An 18,015-nucleotide genomic window follows, 5' to 3' on the forward strand; every position below is an offset into this window, starting at 1 on the left:
TCATGAGCACTCAGGCCGACCACGGACACGAGCTGGTCCCCCGCCCCGAACAGACGCCGGACGCGCTGCGCGCCGCCCTTGCCGTCGTCGCGCCCGGACGTCTGCCGGAGATGCAGCAGACCAAGGAAGAAGCGTTCGCCAAGGCTTTGGAATGGCAGTCCCTCAGCCCGGTACGCAGCTGGGCCCTGGCGTGGGCCCGTGACATCGAGATCGCCCGTCGACCCGACCTCGCGGCCCGCCACACCCGGGCCAAGGACAACCTGGAACACGAGGACGCGGACGTGGCCCGTGAAGCCCTGCGAGAGCTCAGTGCGGTCCTGGACGAGGCGATGAAGGCTGTACACGCTTGAGCTGGGCCTGGGAGTACGCCTTCGGCGCGGAGGAAGCCGCCCGCACCGCCCCGCCCGTCTTTCTCACCGCTGTGGAACGCAAGGCCGCCGAGCTGGTCAGAGCGGCGGAAGCCCAGTACCTGCACGGCCGTGCGTACAGCGAAGGCGATCCGAGGGGCGGCGACATCGCGGTCCCCGGCGGGATGTTCACCTACCAGATCGTCGTGCGGGACGAACGCGTCTACGTCGTCCAGATCACCTACCTGGGCTTCTGAGCCGGTACACGCCCAGGCACGGAACGTGGCGTCCCTTGTCCCCCACTACGGCCCCAGCCGTACCGCCGGTCAGGCGGCAGCGGCCCGCAGGTCCGCTGCCGTCAGCAGCGACAACAGTGCGATGCCCTCGGCCGCGAGAGCATCGGCATTGCCTTGCTCCCGGTCGATCACGCACAGAGCCTCATGCACCACAGCCCCCAGGCCACGCAGGTCCGCGGTCGACAGCACGATCTGTCCTCCGCTGGTGACCACATCCTCAACGACCGGCACCCGGCGTCCCTTGATGTCGGCGCCTTCGGCGAGACGGCAGGTGCCATATGGCTTGGCCTGCTTGCGCACGACCGCGCCCGGCGGACACGTCGGCACCGACAGCGCGGGGTGGCGAATCACGAGGGGGATACCACCCATGGAAGCCGAACTGCTGACTCTCGCGTCGGTGGCGGGCACGGCTCTGGTGAACGTGCTGGCCTCCGAGACCTGGGAACGCGGCCGGGACGCCGTTGTCGGCCTGTGGCGTCGGGTCCAGCCGGGCCGAACCGCCGATGTCGAGTCGGACCTGGCCGAGGACCGCGAACTGCTGCGCACGGAGACCGGACAGCAGCGGGGCTCCCGGCAGGGTTCCGATTCCGAGGGCCCGGCCTCCGACGCGGACGTGGACCCCCTGCGAGCGGCCGCAGTCGACGCGTGGCGGGCCCGCTTCGTACGGCTCCTGGCCCGTCATCCGGAACTCGCACCGGAGCTGCGCCGCATGATCGACGAGAGCTGACCGTGCCCACGCGGCCCTCGGACCACCAGCCGTCGGTCGTGTTCAACGCCAGCCCGTCGGGCAACGCCTGCGTCTACCAGTCTGCTCGCGACCAGCACATCACCGAGCGATGAGCGACACCCCTCCCGACCCCAAGTCGGTGACGTACGAGGCGACGCCCGAGGACCAGGCCCGGACCTGCCAGACGGGCGGGGCTCAGCACATCACCGAGTACCACTACCACGGCACGCCACCCGGCACGCCGAAGCCCGCCATGTCCCTGCCGAAGCGGGTGCTGCTCGCCGCGGGACTGGCCGTCGTACTCGGTGGCGGCGGCGCGGCTCTGTGGGCCTTCGGTCCATGGCAGCCGGCGACGACCAAGCACCGCCGCCGCGAAGGTCTCCTCGTCGGCGAGCCCCAGCGCCGGCCCTTCCGTCTCGGCTCAGCCCACCGTTGCGGCGAAGGACTCCGCGGCGCCGCCCGCCGTCCAGTCGGAACCGGCCCCGAAATCCTCCGCCTCCGGCGTCGCCGCCCCACCGGCGGAAGCCCCCTCGTCGTCCGCCCCGTCTCCGAAGGAGGAACAGACGGAGAACTGCCGCGGTCGGACGGCTGTCGAGGGCGTGACCGTCGACGTGTGTGTCCGGCAAGAGGGCGAAGACGTATACATGATCTACGAGCTGGCCGGGACGGAGACGCCACGGCTGGTCGATGTGTACATGTGGCTGGAGGACTCGGCGACGAAGAGGGTCGTCGACTACGTGGCGGCCAGGAACAAGCCGTACGCGTACTACAAGATGCGGGCCGACCCCACCCCTCGGCGGAGAGAACACGTCGTGGAGGTGAAGCTGGTGCGCGGGACCTCGTACGAGGTCTGTGTCGGGGTGGTCCCCGCCGATGCCGCCACTCCGGACTTCCGCTCCCCCAACGTGACCGGCATCATGCGTGGCTTCGTCTACTGATCGTCCTCCGGTGTGCTCTCAGGCCACCGTGGACACGCAGAACGGATGCCCCGCCGGGTCCAGCAGGACCCGCCAGCGGTCCGGTGACGGCTGGAAGTCGGGCTTCGTCGCGCCCAGGGCCAGCAGGCGGGCCTCCCCTTCGTCCAGGTCGTCGGCGCCGACGTCGATGTGGGCCTGCTTCTCCTGGCCGGTGCCGGGCCAGGCCGGCGGGCGGTAGTCGGGGAGGCGGTTGAAGCCGAGGCCGGGGGCGCCGTCCTTGCCGCCGAGGAAGTAGAAGTCGTCCGTGTTGAAGGTGACGGTGAGGCCGAGGGCCTCGCCCCAGAAGCGGGCCATCTCGGCGGGGTCGGAGCAGTCGAAGGTGACGGCCGAGTAGCGGAAGGCCGGGGCGGAAGGCGCGGGAGTGTTCTCCGTTGTCGTCATGGGAGGAACCGTAGGACGTGACCAGGACGGGTTCGGTCCTGGTCACTCGCCGTTCGGTGGCAGACTTCACCACCGTGCTCAGTACTTCCGCCCGGCTGCTGCGGCTGGTCTCCCTGCTCGCCGTCCGTCCCGCCTGGACCTGCGGTGAGCTGGCCGAGCGGATGGAGGTCACGGACCGGACCGTGCGGCGGGACGTCGCCCGGCTGCGGGAGCTGGGGTACGCCGTCGACTCCGACCCCGGCCCGTGGGGCGGGTACCGGCTGCGGCCGGGGACGCGGACACCGCCGTTGATCCTGGACGACGAGGAGGCCCTCGCCGTGGCCGTCGGGCTGCGGGAGGCCGCGCTGAGCGGGGCGCTCGGCGGGGACCAGGCCGCGCTGTCGGCGCTGCTGAAGCTGCGGCAGGTGCTGCCCCGACGGGTCGCGGAGCGGCTCGGGGACATGGACGACGCGTTCGTGCAGACGCCGAGGGCGGCCGGGGAACCGCAGGTCGCGGCCGGGACGCTGCTGGAGCTGGCGGCCGCGTGCCGGCGGGGCGAGCGGGCGCGGATGGCGTACCGGGACTGGGAGGGACGGGCCAGTGTGCGGGACGTCGATCCGTACCGGCTCGTGCACACCGGGCGGCGCTGGTACTTCGTGGCGCTCGACGTCGCGCGGGGTGAGTGGCGGACCTTCCGGGCCGACCGGGTCGAGCGGCTGCAACCGACCGGACGGGCGGTCGAGTTCACCGAACCGCTGCCCGATCCGGCGCTCCTCGTGTCCCGCGCGAGCGCGACCGGGCCGTACGCGGTGCTGGCCACCGTCCGGCTGCCGGTGCCCATGGAGCACGCTCTGCGGCTGATTCCCGCCACGGTCGGGCTGCACCGGGCCGACGGTCCGGACGCCACCGTCGTCGAGGTCGGCGGGTCCAGCGCGGAGGGGCTGGCCGGGTATCTGGCGAGTCTCGGCACGCCGTTGCGCGTCCTGGCACCCGACTCCGTACGGGAGACGCTGCTGCGCCGGACGCGGGAGCTGCTCGCCGCGCACGAGGACGCAGGTACATGAGAGTGCCTCCGCGTGTGAGGGCCGTATTCAGTCCACACCCCGTGAAATACCAGGCAAGCGATGTGCCAGGCTGGGTCCGTGAGTGATTCCGGGGGTGGCGCTGGGACGCCGGTACGGCGTTCTCGGCTCGCCGACTATGCAGATACGCCCCGTCCGTCCAGCCGGCCGCAGACGGCCGCTCGGCCGCCCGGAGCGGCTGCCGCCGAGCGGCCGCCTCGGGCGCTGGACCGTCCGGCGGAGAAGGAACGGCGTCCCGAGCCCTCCGATGAGGAAGTGACGGCTCGCCGACAGGAGTTCGCCGAACTGCTGGAGACGTTCCGGGACACGGCGGTACTCGTCCCGTTGCGCAATGGCGGTTGGCTGACCGTTGACTTCGGCGGCGTGCGCTGGATCCTCGCCTTCTCCAACGAGTCGGCGATGGCCCGCTATGCCATCGCCCGCGACGAGGCGCACTTGGAGTGGCCGTACCGGGCGGTACTTGGAGCGAAGCTGCTCGACGCGGCCGTGCCAGGGGCCGGTATGCCGTGTGGTGTGGCACTGGACGCGGCTGACGGCACAGAACATGCGGTGCTGCTGCCGCCGGTCACCGGAGTGGTGCCCGACGCGTTCGCCGTGGACCGGATGCGGCCGGAGGGTGCCTCGTGGTGACCGGGGGTGGCGTGGGCAAGGACCTGGCCGCGATCGGCCTCGACGACATCGCCAAAGGGCTGACGCTCGCACTGGGCGAGCTGAAAGAACTCGGCATGGTCGGGGAGGCCGGCGCGGGCCGCGGCTTCGGCGACCTCGCCCTCTCCGGGCTCGATCTGGGCGCGGAGGGTCTGACCAGTGCCTTCGGCTCCTTCTGCGAGCGGTGGGAGTGGGGCGTACGGTCGCTGATCTACGAAGGCAACGGCTTCGCGCTCAAGACCGGGCTGGCGGCCGGCACGTACTACGAGACCGACCAGTACGTAGAAGGCGCCATGAAGGTCGGCGTGAACTCCCTGATGGGCAACCCGTACGCCTCGGAGGACGAGATCACCGGCAAGGGCTGGAACGAGGTCCTGTCGAACAACGTGGTCACCCAGGTCAGGGATGCCGACTACAGCAAGGAGTCCTTCGAGCAGGCCTGGGACAACAGTGTCCAGGGCTGGCGGGACGCGGGCCGGGACGTCATGACCTCCGAGACCGTAGGCCTGCCCGGCCTGGGACCGCAGGCGGCGCGCGAAAAATTCGGTGTCACGGATGCCCAGTACGAGCAGTTCCTCGACGCGTCGTTCGGCCCATCGCCCGAGGAACGCGCTCGCGCCCAGAGCGGGGGTGAGGGCTGATGGGCGTCCTCGACGACATCGGCAGCGGCCTCGGAAAGCTCAAGGATGGTGTCAATCACGGTCTGACGATCGTGGAGGACGGCGTCGACGCCGGTAAGAAGGCCCTCGGTGAGGGAATCGACTGGGGCACCGACCGGCTCGGCGACGGCCTCGACAAGGTCGGCCTGGAGGGCGCCGCGGACGCGGTGGAGGACTGGGGCGACGGTGTCGCGTCCGACCTGGGCGCCACACCCGGCGAGCAGCAGCTCGGCGAGACCGAGGAGGCCAACGAGCTCGTCCACGGCAACGCGGAGAAGATCCGGGCGAGCGCGAAGCACCTGCGGGACTTCTCGACCGCTTTCGAGAAGGTCGGCTCCGGGATGAAGAAGGTGGACTCCAGCAGCTGGCGTGGCAAGGGCGGTGACACCTTCCGCGAGAAGTTCGGTGTTCACCCCACCAAGTGGCTGCACGCGGCCGACGCCTGCGAGACTGCGGCGACAGCGTTGGAGAGCTACGCGGGCACCGTGACGTGGGCCCAGCAGCAGGCTCGTGAGGCGGCCGAGCTGTACAAGCGGGGCAAGCAGGCATCCCAGCGGGCCGTCGAGGAGTACAACAGGCAGATCGACGCCTACAACGCCAAGATCAAGGCCGACCAGGATCCCGGCCCGGTTCCCTCTCCCTTCCAGGACCCCGGCAAGGCGACCATCCAGCGGGCCCGCGAGAAACTCGCCGAGGCGCGCAGGCAACGCAACACCGCCGCCTCCGACGCCGAGGCCGGCATCAGGAAGGCCCTGGCCCACGCCCCCGCAGAGCCACCGCCGCTGGACCGCATCGGCAACAACGTCGTCGACGGCTTCGTCGCGACCGGCGTCGAACTCACCCACTTCGCGGGTGGCGTCGTCAAGGGGACGGCCGGTCTGGTCAACTTCGCCCGGGGCCTCAACCCCGTGGATCCCTACAACCTGACCCACCCGGCCGAGTACCTCCAGAACGTCTCGATGACGCTGTCCGGTCTGGTCTCGACCGCCGCCCACCCCGAGCGAGCGCTGAACGCCGCGGTGGAGGGCTTCAAGAAAGACCCCTCCGAGTTCATCGGCCGCCTGGTGCCTGAGCTGATCGGCACCAAGGGTGCGGGCCTGGTCCGCGGCGGAGTTCGGATGGCGGCGAAGGAAGGGCTGGAGGCCGGTACCGCGAAGGCCGCGGCCGGCGGGGCCAAGTACGCGGACGAGGCCGCCGGCGCGGCTCCCAAGGACTGGAGCGACCTCGCACGGTCCACGGACCATGTGAGCAAGAAGGCAATTCATTACGAATCCGTCGACCCGCACAAGGCCCAGGAATTCCTGGACAGCGAGTATCCATGGCTCAAAGACGTCAACAACACCAACGTACCGGGATACAGAGACAACTGCAGCCACAATGTGGTGACCGTGGACCGCAGACTCGATGACATCGAGGTCAGCGCGGCCCCCAAGAAGACTCCCGACCACATTCCCCCGGAGCAGCTCGGACTGCCGAACCGGGCCAAGGGCCACTACGACATGGTCAACAGTTACGATGACATCATCGCGGATCTGGAGAAGCGGGGCGAAGGGTCCAGAAGCGCTGTATACATCAGCAGGCCCGATGGCAGCGCCCACGTCTTCAACGCCGTGAACACCAAAAACGGAGTGGTCTTCCTCGACGGCCAGAGCGGCACACTCGGAATTCTGGAGAACAACGTGTCCTCCATAGGGCACATCCCTTACCGAAATGGGAGTCAATAAATGCTCAGCCGGAACGGAGCAGTGTCAGCGGCTTTGGATTTCCTCCAGAAGGAGGCTTACCCGGACCGCGCGGAGTCCGTTGTGATGCTTCCTGAGCTGGGGATCGATTATCCGTATGGTTGGGCGGTGCGTTTCGACTTCAAGGAGCACATCGAGACGGGCGACAGGACCCAGGCGCCTTTCACATCGGTCGTCGTCGTCCCCCACGACGGATCGGACCCCCACTTCCCGCCGACCAACCTGCCGGTGGAGAAGTACATGGGGCTACGGGTGTCGGGTGACTGGCCAACGCAGAAGGGGCAGTGAGATGCCGGGGCCCGATCAAGCGGCTACGGCCTGGCTGAACGCCACCTACGGCGGCCTGGTCCAGCTGACCGTGCCTCATCCCGTGCACGAGACCTCCTCTGCGTGGCTGATGGCGTGTCGTCCCCTGCCGCAACCCGGTTACCCCGAGACACCGATGATGACGGCGTCGGTCGTGGTACCCAAGGACGGAAGCGCCCCCTTCCACCCGGCGCCGAGCGCTCCGCTCGCCGACCTCGAGCCGGCACCACCCCGGGAGGCCGCCGCCCGGGCCGAGCACCAGGCCAGGCGGGTCAACGCCCGGGGCTGCGTGATCGCACTGCACTCCGCCATAGGCGGCGCCCCGTCGGTGGCGCTGCCCTGGAAGCCCGCGGACGAGGCTCCCGGCTGGTGGGACCGGCTGACCCGCAGGTATTTCCCCGAGTTCGCCCGGGTGCCCGTCAACGGCTGGGACGACGTGGTTCAGGCGGTCGCGGAGCCGGGTCCGGACACCCGTGGCGTGGTGTGGGTACGGCGGGCGGTCGCGGGTCACGAAGCGACGGGCCACCTGCTGTACGCGCACAACAACAAGGGCCAGGTGGTGCTGCTGGACCCCCTGACCTCCGCTCTCGCCCGGCTCGACGACCCGCTGGTCCGCGAGCTGGTGCTGGTCCGCGCTCTCCCGGGGGCGCTCACGCCGCGGCGCGCCGGATGGGAACGGGCAGCTCCCGACTTCGCGGCCGCTGTCGACAAGGCCCGCCACTGGTTGCGCGGCGCCTACGGCGGTGCCGTGGAGCTGCACGCCCCGACGGCCGAGGACGAGACCACGCGGGGCTGGGTCTTCTCCTGCAACACCACGCGTTTCCTGCGGGACGGCAACTGGTCGGACGCCATGCTCGACGCGACGGTGGTCGTCCCGAAGGACGAGTCGGCGCCATTCGGTCTGCCCAACACCGACCCCTGGACGTGGCTGGCACGCTGGGACGCCGGCACCGAGCCGGGAACAGCGGGACTCGAGCAGCCGCCGGCCCCGGCGCACGCGGCGTGGTTCGAGCCGACGCTCGCCGAACTCGGGCCCGTTCTGTCGGTGTCCGAGCATCAGGACTTCGCGGCGGTGATGGAGGCCGCCGACGCGCTGCCGGTCGCAGCGCGGGCGCTGATCTGGGCGCGGCGCACGGATGGCCGGGGCCGCGAGGCGGTCGGCCGCCTGCTGAACGTCCTCCGTCTGGAGAGCGGCGTGATGGTGGTCGACGGATCGTCGGGCGACCCGGTCTCCTTCGACCCCACGGGAGTCCATCGCCTGCACCTGATTCGGTACCGCTGAGCACTCCTCGCCCAGACTGGTCTGTACCAACCCCTTGCCCCCGTCCTCTCCGCGTCGCAAGCTCCCCTCATGGAGCTGGAGTTGCGGCATCTCAAGACGGTCCGGGCCATCGCCGACGCCGGCAGTCTCACCAGGGCGGCGACGGCTCTCGGGCTCGCGCAGCCCGCGTTGAGCGCACAGCTCAAGCGGATCGAACGAGCCCTGGGCGGCGCGCTGTTCGTCCGGGGACGGCACGGCGTACGGGCCACCGCCCTGGGCGAACTGGTGCTGGAGCGGAGCCGGATCGTGCTGCCCGCGGTGACCGAGCTGCAGCAGGAGGCGGCCCGGTTCGCCCGGGCGCCGCGTACGACGGAGCGGCTGCGGATCGGCGGCACCCACGGGCCCTTACTGGGCGCCCTCCTCGACCGGCTGGCCGGTGTGGCGCCCGACGCCCGGATGACGACCTGCACGTCCTGGTCCGAGCGTGAGCTGGCCGGGCAGCTCGCCGAGGGGCGGCTGGACTTCGCGCTGGCCGGGACCTGCGGCACCGCCGCGCCGCCCGCGGGCGAGGGGCTGGTGTGGCGGGAGGTCGCCGTGGACCCGGTGTTCGTCATGGTGCCCGAGGGGCATCCGCTCGCCGACCGCGCCGAGGTGGACCTGACCGAGCTGGCGGACGAGGAGTGGGCCTGCGTGCCGGGCGACGGCTGCTTCGGCGACTGCTTCACCGCGTCCTGCGCCCGCGCCGGTTTCACGCCGCGTCGCATGTACGAGACGGACACGGCGTCGCTCGTGCACCTGGTGCAGGTGGGGCGGGCGGTCGGGCTGTGCCGGGCGACCTTCCCGACCACACCCGGGATCGCGACCCGGCCGCTCACCGGCACCCCGCTGACCTGGCGGCACCTGCTGGGCTGGCACGCGGCGACGCAGCGGCAGGACACCGCCGGTGCCGTGCTCTCGCAGGCGCGCATGGCGCACGCGAGCGTGGCGGCGAACAGCGACAGCTACACGGAGTGGATGTCGGCGCACCGGGTTCCGTGAAACCGCTGCGCCGGCGTTCCATAACGCCGGGGAGAGGGACGACTGAGCTCTTATGACGGCCGGGCGTCCCTCCCTACGGTTTCGGCACCTCCCCACCGAGACCGAGGAGATCCCCCATGCACCACCGACACCGACCCCGCAGAGCCGTGGGTGCCGCCGTCGCCGCGACCGCGGCCCTGCTCGTGGCCGGGCTCAGCGGCTCCGCGAGCGCCGGGACGGCACCCGCCGACGCCGCCCCCACCGCGGCCGAGACGCTGCGCACCGACGCCGCGCCGCCCGCTCTGCTGAAGGCCATGCAGCGGGACCTCGGCCTCGACCGCCGGCAGGCCGAGCACCGCCTGTCCAACGAGGCCGAGGCGGGGGCCACCGCGGCCCGGCTGCGCGCCTCGCTCGGCGGCGACTTCGCGGGGGCGTGGGTGACCGGTGCCGAGTCCGGCACCCTGACCGTCGCGACGACCGACGCGGGCGACGTCTCCGCCATCGAGGCCCGGGGCGCCGAGGCGAAGGTCGTACGGCACTCGCTCGCCGACCTGGACGCGGCCAAGGCCCGCCTGGACAGGGCGGCGGCCAAGCACGACACCGCCGACGCGCCCGTCTGGTACGTCGACACGCGCACCAACACCGTCGTCGTGGAGGCGATACGCCCGGCGGCGGCGCGTTCGCTGCTGGCGGCGGCCGGTGTGGACCGTTCCCTGGCCCGGGTCGAGAGCCGCACCGAGCGGCCCCGCACCTTCTACGACCTGCGCGGCGGCGAGGCGTACTACATCAACAACAGCAGCCGCTGCTCGATCGGCTTCCCGATCACCAAGGGCACCCAGCAGGGCTTCGCCACCGCGGGCCACTGCGGCCGGGCCGGCGCCGGCACGACGGGCGCCAACCGGGTGGCCCAGGGCACCTTCCAGGGCTCGATCTTCCCCGGGCGCGACATGGCGTGGGTGGCCACCAACTCCAGTTGGACGGCGACCCCGTACGTCCTGGGCGCCGGCGGGCAGAACGTCCAGGTCACCGGGTCCACGGCGGCTCCGGTCGGCGCGTCCGTGTGCCGTTCCGGCTCGACGACCGGCTGGCACTGCGGCACCATCACGCAGCTCAACACCAGCGTCACCTACCAGGAAGGCACCATCTCGCCGGTCACCAAGACCACGGTGTGCGCCGAGCCCGGTGACTCCGGCGGCTCCTACATCTCCGGCAGCCAGGCGCAGGGCGTCACCTCGGGCGGCTCGGGCGACTGCCGGAGTGGCGGCGAGACCTTCTTCCAGCCGATCAACGCGCTGCTGCAGAACTACGGGCTCACGCTCAAGACGACCGGCGGCGGTGACGACGGCGGCGGTGACGACGGCGGTGAGGAGCCCGGCGGCACCTGGGCGGCCGGCACGGTCTACCAGCCGGGCGACACCGTGACGTACGGCGGCGCCACCTACCGCTGCCTGCAGGGCCACCAGGCCCAGCCGGGCTGGGAGCCGTCCAACGTTCCCGCGCTGTGGCAGCGGGTGTGACGTGTGCGGTGCGACGGTTGTGACGGCGTGAAGCCCCACTGACCCCCACAGGGGACAACGGGGGACGGGTCCGGGCGTGCGTGAGGGAGAGCGCCCGGGCCCGGTCGCGTCGTCGTACGGGTCCCGGGGTTCAGGTGCGGCTGACCGTGCCGCACTCCTCGCCCTGCGTGTCCCTCAGCTCCCCGCTGCGGTCGTACGGGTCGACGGTGGGCCCGGTCGCCCGCTCCCGGTCCTCGGGGAAGACGGGGTGCAGGTAGCCGTCGTACACCGCGCACGCGGTGTTGAACGTGTTGACCTTGTACTCCCGGATCGCCAGCTTGCCCGGCGTGGCGTACCAGCGGTCGGGGTCCAGCAGCAGCGTCGTGATCTCACGGCGCACGATGGTGCGCTCGACGTGGTCGCCGCCGGCGGCCTTCACCAGCGGATACACGAACGTGTAGTCGGCGTGCACCTCGATCTCGCCCGGCTTCCCCCCGGACAGCGTCATGCGGCCGCGCACCTTGACGACGTCGCCCGCGAGCCGCACCTCGTCCGGGTCGAACCGGCTGAACAGCCCGACGGGGTCGTGTTCGCGCGACGGTTCGCGCAGCCCCCGCCGCTGGTCCGGCAGCAGGTCCTTCTGCGCCTCGGGGTCGAGCAGGCCGAGCGCCTCGTCGGGCCGCCCGCCCGCGATCACGTCCGGGTCGAGGTTGGCCGCGACCAGGAGCTCCTTGGTGCGCCGCAGGGCCAGCTCAGCGTCGGCCTCGCTCATCCCGGCCACCGCCTTGGCCTCCGGCAGCTCGATGGCGTCGGCGCCCTCGGCCCAGCGCAGGGCGGGCGAGCCCCGGAACGGCTCGTCGAGCGTGGCCTGTTCGGACCCGGCGGGGTCCCCGGGAGCACCGGTCGGCCGCACCGTCTCGGCGGGCAGCGGCGCAGGCGACGCGGCGGCCTCCGCCTCTCCGCCGGGGAAGCGGTCCGTGACCAGGGAGGGCCGCAGGGCGATCACCGCGACCGCCGCCAGCGCCACCACGCCGACGACCGCGCCCCAGCGGCGCCGGGGCTTCGGGGCGGGTTGCGGGCCGCGCCAGGGCGCGGGCTCCTCCTGCTCGCGCAGCCGGGCCGCCACCATCCGCGCCCGCGCCGACGGCTCCTTGGGCGCGGGGGCCCCACCGCCTTCGGCGGACTCCCGCAGGAACGACTCCAACTCCTCGTCGGAGAGGGAGGGGGCCGGTTCGTCGTCGGAACGGTCGGGAGGCGGGACGGAACTCACGGGCTCACTTTCCTGGTGACGCGGTGCGATGCGATCGAGGGCTTGCGGTGCTCCATCGTGCCGCCGCGTGGAGACGAGGTGCCGTTCCGTGCGGTACTTGTGACCGAACCCGTACACCTTCCTCCGCCGCCGCCCGACGAAACGGGGGGTCAGGCCCGCAGGTAGGTCAGCACCGCCAGCACCCTGCGGTGGGTCTCGGTCGCCGGGGGCAGGTCGAGCTTGGTGAGGATGCTGCCGATGTGTTTGCCCACGGCCGCCTCGGAGACGACGAGTTCGCGGGCGATGGCCGCGTTGGACCGGCCCTCCGCGATCAGGGCAAGCACCTCGCGCTCGCGCGGGCTCAGCCGCTCCAGCGGGTCACGACGGCGGCGCAGCAACTGGCGTACGACCTCGGGGTCGACGACCGTGCCGCCGCCGGCCACCTCGGCCAGCGCGTCGACGAACTCCTCGACCTGGCCGACGCGGTCCTTGAGCAGGTAGCCGACGCCGGTGCCGTCGCCGGAGTCCAGCAGGTCGGCGGCGTACGTCCGTTGCACGTACTGGCTGAGGACGAGGACGGGCAGCGTGGGCCGCTCCTCGCGCAGGCGCACGGCCGCGTGCAGGCCCTCGTCCTGGAAGCCGGGCGGCATGCGGACGTCGGTGACGACGACGTCCGGGGCGTGTTCCGTCACGGCGGTGACGAGCGCGTCCGCGTCGCCGACGGCCGCCACGACCTCGTGACCGAAGCGGGCGAGCAGGCCGGTCAGGCCGTCCCGCAGCAGCACGCTGTCCTCGGCCAGCACTACGCGCAGGGATCGGTCCGCGTGCGGGGGTCGCGGGGATCGCAGGGCTCGCACGGAATCTCCACGCTCAGCAGGGTCGGTCCGCCCGGCGGGCTGGACAGGGAGAGTCTGCCATCCAGGACCGACACCCGGTCGGCGAGTCCGGTCAGCCCGCTGCCCGCCGCGGCGTCCGCCCCGCCCCGGCCGTCGTCCCGGACCCGCAGCACGAGCCGTCCGTCACGGTGGCCGCCGGTCACCGCCGCGCGGGTGGCGCCGCTGTGCCTGCCGATGTTGGCGAGGGCCTCGCAGACCACGAAGTAGGCGGCGGCCTCCACGGCCTGGGGCAGCCGTCCGGGCAGTTCCAGGGTGACGTCGACGGGGACGGCGGAACGGTCGGCGGCGTCGGCGACGGCCGCGGGCAGGCCGTAGTCGGCGAGAACCTTCGGGTGGATGCCGTGGATCAGCTCGCGCAGCTCCTCCAGCGCCTTTCCCGCCTCGCCGTGCGCCTTGGCGAGCTGGTCGGCGAGCGGTCCCGGCGGCGCGTCCAGGCGGGCCAGGCCGAGGGCCATGGTCAGGGCGACCAGGCGCTGCTGGGCGCCGTCGTGCAGGTCGCGTTCGATGCGGCGGCGCTCGGCCTCGAAGGCGTCCACCAACCGCACGCGGGAGCGGGCGAGTTCGACGACCCTGGCCTCCTGGTCTTCCTCGCGCGGGGCGCCCACGAGCACGCGCGTCAGCTCGGCCCGCGCGCCCGCCGCCAGGCCCAGCGCGTAGCCGCCGAGGGCGAGGAGCAGCAGCCCCAGCACCGCGATGCCGGACACGGCCGGCCAGGTGGTGACCGTCCACTGCTTGAGTACCTTCGCCTCCTCGCCGCCGCCGGCCGTGGCCATCAACAGCGGGGTGACGGCGAGATGGAGGGGCGCGGCGAGCGCGAACGCGACGACCAGGGCGTCCAACGGCCACAGGACGAGGGCGAAGAGGAGGGCGTGGCCGAGTTCCCGCCAGGTCGCCGGCTCGCGCAGCCGTGTGATCAGCCAGGGCCACGGGCCGGTGGCGGGCGGCTGCCGCACGGGCCGGGCGGGGGCGGGGGCGCGGTCGATCAGGCGCAGCCGGTGCCGTTCCAGGCGGGCCACGGGGATGCCGACGAGGGCGGTGAGCACCAGCAGCGGCAGCCCCACCAGGACGACGGCGAGTACGCCCCCTACGGCGACCGCGGTCACGACGACCACCAGGGTCGCGGCTCCGGCCACCGCTCCGGTCACCAGGTAGGCGAGGGCGCGCCAGGGCCACGGCGAGAGCAGGTAGCCGCGGGCGGGCAGGGCCTGCCACACGGTGCGGGGGCGGGGACGCATGCGGATCACCGTAGAACCGGTGCGCGCGCCGGGGCCATCGGCCCCGTGGGCGTCTCGGGGGTATGGCCTGCCCTACCCCTCTTCTCTCCCCTGCCGCACTGCGCCGACGTGGTCGCGAACGGTTGTGTGGGGCCGGTCAGCGAGCGATACGGCACCGGTGAGTGGGGACCACATGAACGGCAACGACGACGCGGTACGGCTGTGCTCCGTCACCCGGCGGTACGGGGCGGGCGACGGCGCGGTGACGGCCCTCGACGACGTCTCCCTCACCTTCCCGCGAGGCACGTTCACCGCGGTGATGGGACCGTCCGGCTCGGGCAAGTCGACCCTGCTGCAGTGCGCGGCCGGTCTGGACCGGCCCACGTCGGGATCGGTCGTGGTCGGCGGCACGGAGCTGACGGGGCTGAGCGAGCGGCGGCTGACCCTGCTGCGCCGGGAGCGCGTCGGCTTCGTCTTCCAGGCGTTCAACCTGCTGCCGTCCCTGACCGCCGCGCAGAACGTGGCGCTCCCGCTGCGGCTGTCCGGCCGTCGCCCTCCGCGGGGCCGGGTGCGCGAGGCACTGCGCCAGGTCGGCCTCGCCGACCGCGCCCGGCACCGGCCGACCGAACTGTCCGGCGGCCAGCAGCAACGCGTCGCCCTCGCCCGCGCGCTGATCACCCGCCCGGAGGTGCTGTTCGCCGACGAGCCGACGGGGGCGCTGGACTCCCGGACCGGCCGGGAGGTGCTGGCCCTGCTGCGCGGCATGGTCGACGACACCGGCCAGACGGTCGTCATGGTCACCCACGACCCGGTGGCCGCGTCCTGCGCCGACCGCGTGGTCTTCCTGGCCGACGGCCACGTACACGGCGACCTCGCCGCCCCGGCCGCCGCCACCATCGCCACCCACCTGACCGGGCTGGAGGCACTGCGGTCGTAGCTGCAGGCAGTCGCCGTGCCGCCGTCGCTGCGGGCAGTCGTGCCGCTGGGGCGGCACGGGCGGGCGCTGGGGGCGCCTCCCAGGCCGTTCAGGCACTGGGGAGGCACCCCGTGACGCCCGCTCACACCGGCACCATCCACCCCACCCCGGCCGGAGGCCACCCTTGCTGATCACCGCCCTGCGCACCCTGCGCACCCGCTGGCCCGCCTTCACCGGGAGCTTCGTCGCCCTCGCGCTCGGAGTAGCGCTCCTGACGGTGATGGGCCTGGCACTGACCGCCACACTGGACGCGCCAGACCGCGCACCCGAGCGGTTCGCCACCGCACCGGTGGTGGTACGGGGACAGGACACCCTGCGGGTGCCGACGCCCTCCGGTGAGAAGACGGAGAAACTGGCGCGACCGCACCCCGTACCGGCGCCGCTCGTGACCCGCCTGAAAAGGCTCGGCACCGTCGTCGAGGACCGTTCCTTCCCGGTCCGCCTCCACGGCGGCCACAGCCGCCACGCCCCCGCCGACCTGGTCGGCCACCCGTGGTCCACCGCCGCGTTCGCCCCGTACCGCCTCGACGCCGGCCGCGCGCCCCGCACCGCCGACGAGGTCGTCGTCACCGGCGACTGGACCGCTCCGGGCGAGCGGTTGCGCACGGACCGGGGCGCGCTGCGCGTGGTGGGTACCGTGCCCGGCCTCGGGTTCGAGGACGCCGTCTTCTTCACCGACGTACGGGCCTCCCGGCTCGCGCCCGTCAGCGCGCAGCTGGTGGTCGACGCGGAGGCGCCCGCGGTTCGGAGGGCCGTACGGGACTCGGCGCCGGCCGGCGCGGGCGTCCGCGTGCTCACCGGAGACGAACGCCGGTACGCGGACGCCGATCCCGACCGGGACCGTGCGGCGCTGACCGCCCTGAACGCTCTGTTCGGCACCGCCGGCGGCGTCACCGCGTTCGTGTCGGTGTTCGTCGTGGCGTCCGCGTTCGCCTTCGCGGTGGCACAGCGGCGCCGGGAGTTCGGGCTGCTGCGCACGGCCGGGGCGGCGCCGGGGCAGCTGCGCCGGATGGTGCTGACCGAGGCGCTCGGAGTCGGCGCCCTCGCGTCCGGAGCCGGCTGCGTGCTCGGCGCGTACGCCGCGCCGCTTCTGGCGGCACACGTGGTGGACAGCGGCCTCGCACCGGCCTGGTTCACCATCGGCGAGTCCAGCCGGCCGTACCACCTGGCCTTCTGGACGGGGCTCGTCGTCGCCCTGTGCGGCGCGACGGCGGCGGCGTGGCGGGCGGGACGCACCGGCCCCGTCGAGGCCCTGCGCGAGGCGTCCGTGGACACCGGGACGATGACCCGGGGCCGGTGGGTGTGCGGGGCGGGGCTGCTGCTGACCGCGCTCGTGACGCTGGGTGTCTCGCTGGCCGGCGACCCGGGCGACCTGCTGCACCGCAAGACGTACGTGACCCGCCCGATGCTGCTGATCAGCGCGGCCGCGCTGCTCGCACCGGTCGTGGTGCGCCCGGCGACGCGTCTGCTCACCTGGCTGCCGGCCCGCCTGCCCGGCGCCACGGGCCTGCTGGTCCGGGAGAACACGGCGGCCGGTGTACGCCGTACCGCGGCCGTCGCGGCGCCGGTGCTGGTCACGGTGGCGCTCACGGGCTCCCTGCTCGGCGCCGTCGCGACCCTGAACGAGGCGAAGGCCGCAGAGGTCCGTGAGCGTACCGCCGCCGCCTTCGTGGTCACGGCGCCGTCCGGTACGGGCTTCGACGCGGCGGCCTTGGACCGCCTGCGCGCGGTGACCGGGACGGAGATCTCTCCGACCTCGTCGGGCGCGGTGTACACCCTGGAGGACGGCGTGGCCCTCCTCAGGTCCGACATGCGTGCCGTCACCGACCCCGAGGCCTTCAGCGCCACGACCCGGCTCCCGCTCGCCGCGGGCAAGGTGTCCGACCTGGACGACCACTCGATCATCGTGAACGAGGAGTGGGAGGAGCACAGGGTCGGCCGCAGTGTCCGCGTGTGGCTCGGGGACGGCACACGGAGGACCCTGCGCATCGCCGCCGTGATGCACACCGGCACCGGCGACAACGGCGTCTACGTCACCGAGGCCAACGCCGCCGGCGCCCCCGTCGACCGGGTGGACGTCGCCCTCGCCGACGGCACCGACGCCGACGCGGTGGCGGCGGGGCTGCGCGAGGCGGTGACGCCGGTGGGCGGACGGGTGGCGAGCGGGGACGAGTGGGCCGCGGCCGCCTCCCCCGGCTCGAAGGACACGACGCGGGCCGGTCTGTTCCTGGTCCTGGGCATCGCCCTGCTCTACACGGGGATCTCCCTGGTCAACACGATGCTGACGGCGACGTCCGACCGGGTCCGCGAGCTGACGGTCCTGCGGCTCGCGGGCGCCACCGACGGGCAGGTGTTTCGGCTGCTGGCCGCCGAGTCACTGACGGTCACCGCGGTGGGCACCCTGCTGGGGCTGCTGGTCGCCGGAATCAACCTCGCGGGCATGGGGGCGGCCCTGAACCTGCTCGCCGTACCCGTCGCCCCGGTCCTCCCGTGGGCGGCCGTCGCGACGGTCGCGGGTGCCTGCGCGACGCTCACCGTGGCGGCGACGCTCACATCCGCCGCCCTGCTGGCGCGCCGCCACGCGCTCGTCCGCGAATGACCGGGAGTTGTGCCGCCGCCGGACGCCCCGACACCTCGGACACCTCGCCCCCCGATCCTCCAGCAGAAGCAGAATGTCCTCGGCGGAAGATCCGGTGCAGCCTCTCGTGGGATGAACCGACCGTGCGTCGGAACCTGGAGCCGCCGAGGCACTGGCCGCAGAG

At 72.8% G+C, this 18,015-nt stretch carries 19 protein-coding genes; 14 read left to right on the forward strand and 5 right to left on the reverse strand.

Going from position 1 to position 18,015, the window contains the following annotated elements:
• The first annotated feature begins 2 nt into the window (after positions 1 to 2).
• Both NI25_RS15620 and NI25_RS15625 read left to right on the forward strand, forming a co-directional pair.
• A complete protein-coding gene (locus tag NI25_RS15620) occupies positions 3 to 350 on the forward strand; it encodes a hypothetical protein (RefSeq protein WP_061446934.1) in 348 nt (115 codons plus the stop codon).
• Entirely contained in the window at positions 347 to 604 is a 258-nt protein-coding gene (locus tag NI25_RS15625; RefSeq protein WP_061443040.1) for a hypothetical protein, read from the forward strand. The genes NI25_RS15620 and NI25_RS15625 overlap by 4 nt, the downstream gene beginning before the upstream one ends.
• Positions 605 to 673: 69 nt before the next feature.
• Here NI25_RS15625 and NI25_RS15630 read toward each other — a convergent pair whose 3' ends face one another.
• Entirely contained in the window at positions 674 to 994 is a 321-nt protein-coding gene (locus tag NI25_RS15630) for an orotate phosphoribosyltransferase (protein WP_233520734.1), read from the reverse strand.
• A gap of 16 nt (positions 995 to 1,010) precedes the next feature.
• On the opposite strand from NI25_RS15630, the gene NI25_RS15635 reads away from it, so the two are divergent.
• Positions 1,011 to 1,370, forward strand: coding sequence for a hypothetical protein (locus NI25_RS15635; protein WP_061443041.1), 360 nt, complete (start codon positions 1,011 to 1,013; stop codon positions 1,368 to 1,370).
• 644 nt (positions 1,371 to 2,014) lie between these two features.
• Positions 2,015 to 2,308, forward strand: a complete 294-nt coding sequence (locus NI25_RS15640) for a hypothetical protein (protein ID WP_148315129.1) — start codon at positions 2,015 to 2,017, stop codon at positions 2,306 to 2,308.
• A gap of 18 nt (positions 2,309 to 2,326) precedes the next feature.
• On the opposite strand, the gene NI25_RS15645 is transcribed toward NI25_RS15640, so the two are convergent.
• Positions 2,327 to 2,728 carry a VOC family protein gene (locus tag NI25_RS15645; RefSeq protein WP_061443043.1) on the reverse strand — a complete coding sequence of 134 codons (402 nt, stop codon included), beginning with the start codon at positions 2,726 to 2,728 and terminating at the stop codon, positions 2,327 to 2,329.
• A 74-nt stretch (positions 2,729 to 2,802) separates the two neighbouring features.
• Between NI25_RS15645 and NI25_RS15650 the strand changes: the two genes are divergently transcribed.
• The 8 genes from NI25_RS15650 to NI25_RS15685 all read left to right on the forward strand — a co-directional run bounded on the left by NI25_RS15650 (position 2,803) and on the right by NI25_RS15685 (position 10,939).
• A complete protein-coding gene (locus NI25_RS15650) occupies positions 2,803 to 3,771 on the forward strand; it encodes a helix-turn-helix transcriptional regulator (protein ID WP_061446935.1) in 969 nt (322 codons plus the stop codon).
• Positions 3,772 to 4,044: 273 nt separating this feature from the next.
• Entirely contained in the window at positions 4,045 to 4,419 is a 375-nt protein-coding gene (locus tag NI25_RS40200) for an SseB family protein (RefSeq protein ID WP_233520735.1), read from the forward strand.
• Positions 4,416 to 5,078, forward strand: a complete 663-nt coding sequence (locus tag NI25_RS15660) for a hypothetical protein (protein WP_061446937.1) — start codon at positions 4,416 to 4,418, stop codon at positions 5,076 to 5,078. Before NI25_RS40200 ends, NI25_RS15660 begins: the two co-directional genes overlap by 4 nt.
• Positions 5,078 to 6,820 (forward strand): putative T7SS-secreted protein, encoded by a 1,743-nt coding sequence (locus NI25_RS39390; protein WP_061443044.1) that lies wholly within the window; start codon positions 5,078 to 5,080, stop codon positions 6,818 to 6,820. The genes NI25_RS15660 and NI25_RS39390 overlap by 1 nt, the downstream gene beginning before the upstream one ends.
• On the forward strand, positions 6,821 to 7,126 hold the full coding sequence (locus NI25_RS15670; RefSeq protein WP_061443045.1) for a YrhB domain-containing protein: 306 nt from the start codon (positions 6,821 to 6,823) through the stop codon (positions 7,124 to 7,126).
• Between the two features lies 1 nt (position 7,127).
• Entirely contained in the window at positions 7,128 to 8,426 is a 1,299-nt protein-coding gene (locus tag NI25_RS37620; RefSeq protein WP_078884631.1) for a YrhB domain-containing protein, read from the forward strand.
• A gap of 69 nt (positions 8,427 to 8,495) precedes the next feature.
• On the forward strand, positions 8,496 to 9,443 hold the full coding sequence (locus NI25_RS15680) for a LysR family transcriptional regulator (protein WP_061443046.1): 948 nt from the start codon (positions 8,496 to 8,498) through the stop codon (positions 9,441 to 9,443).
• 116 nt (positions 9,444 to 9,559) lie between these two features.
• On the forward strand, positions 9,560 to 10,939 hold the full coding sequence (locus NI25_RS15685) for an alpha-lytic protease prodomain-containing protein (RefSeq protein WP_061443047.1): 1,380 nt from the start codon (positions 9,560 to 9,562) through the stop codon (positions 10,937 to 10,939).
• 130 nt (positions 10,940 to 11,069) lie between these two features.
• On the opposite strand, the gene NI25_RS15690 is transcribed toward NI25_RS15685, so the two are convergent.
• The 3 genes from NI25_RS15690 to NI25_RS15700 form a co-directional block, all read right to left on the reverse strand.
• Positions 11,070 to 12,188: a hypothetical protein gene (locus NI25_RS15690; protein WP_061443048.1), complete on the reverse strand. Its 1,119-nt coding sequence runs from the start codon at positions 12,186 to 12,188 to the stop codon at positions 11,070 to 11,072.
• 149 nt (positions 12,189 to 12,337) lie between these two features.
• Positions 12,338 to 12,970: a response regulator gene (locus NI25_RS15695; protein WP_061443049.1), complete on the reverse strand. Its 633-nt coding sequence runs from the start codon at positions 12,968 to 12,970 to the stop codon at positions 12,338 to 12,340.
• Positions 12,970 to 14,298: a sensor histidine kinase gene (locus tag NI25_RS15700; RefSeq protein WP_061443050.1), complete on the reverse strand. Its 1,329-nt coding sequence runs from the start codon at positions 14,296 to 14,298 to the stop codon at positions 12,970 to 12,972. Before NI25_RS15700 ends, NI25_RS15695 begins: the two co-directional genes overlap by 1 nt.
• A 172-nt stretch (positions 14,299 to 14,470) precedes the next feature.
• Here NI25_RS15700 and NI25_RS15705 point away from each other — a divergent pair, with 172 nt between their 5' ends.
• Positions 14,471 to 15,214, forward strand: coding sequence for an ABC transporter ATP-binding protein (locus NI25_RS15705; RefSeq protein WP_078884632.1), 744 nt, complete (start codon positions 14,471 to 14,473; stop codon positions 15,212 to 15,214).
• 163 nt (positions 15,215 to 15,377) lie between these two features.
• Positions 15,378 to 17,852: an ABC transporter permease gene (locus NI25_RS15710; RefSeq protein WP_061443052.1), complete on the forward strand. Its 2,475-nt coding sequence runs from the start codon at positions 15,378 to 15,380 to the stop codon at positions 17,850 to 17,852.
• Positions 17,853 to 18,015: the final 163 nt, after the last annotated feature.

The sequence above is a fragment of the Streptomyces sp. CCM_MD2014 genome (assembly GCF_000772045.1).
Classification (GTDB): Bacteria; Actinomycetota; Actinomycetes; order Streptomycetales; family Streptomycetaceae; genus Streptomyces; species Streptomyces salinarius.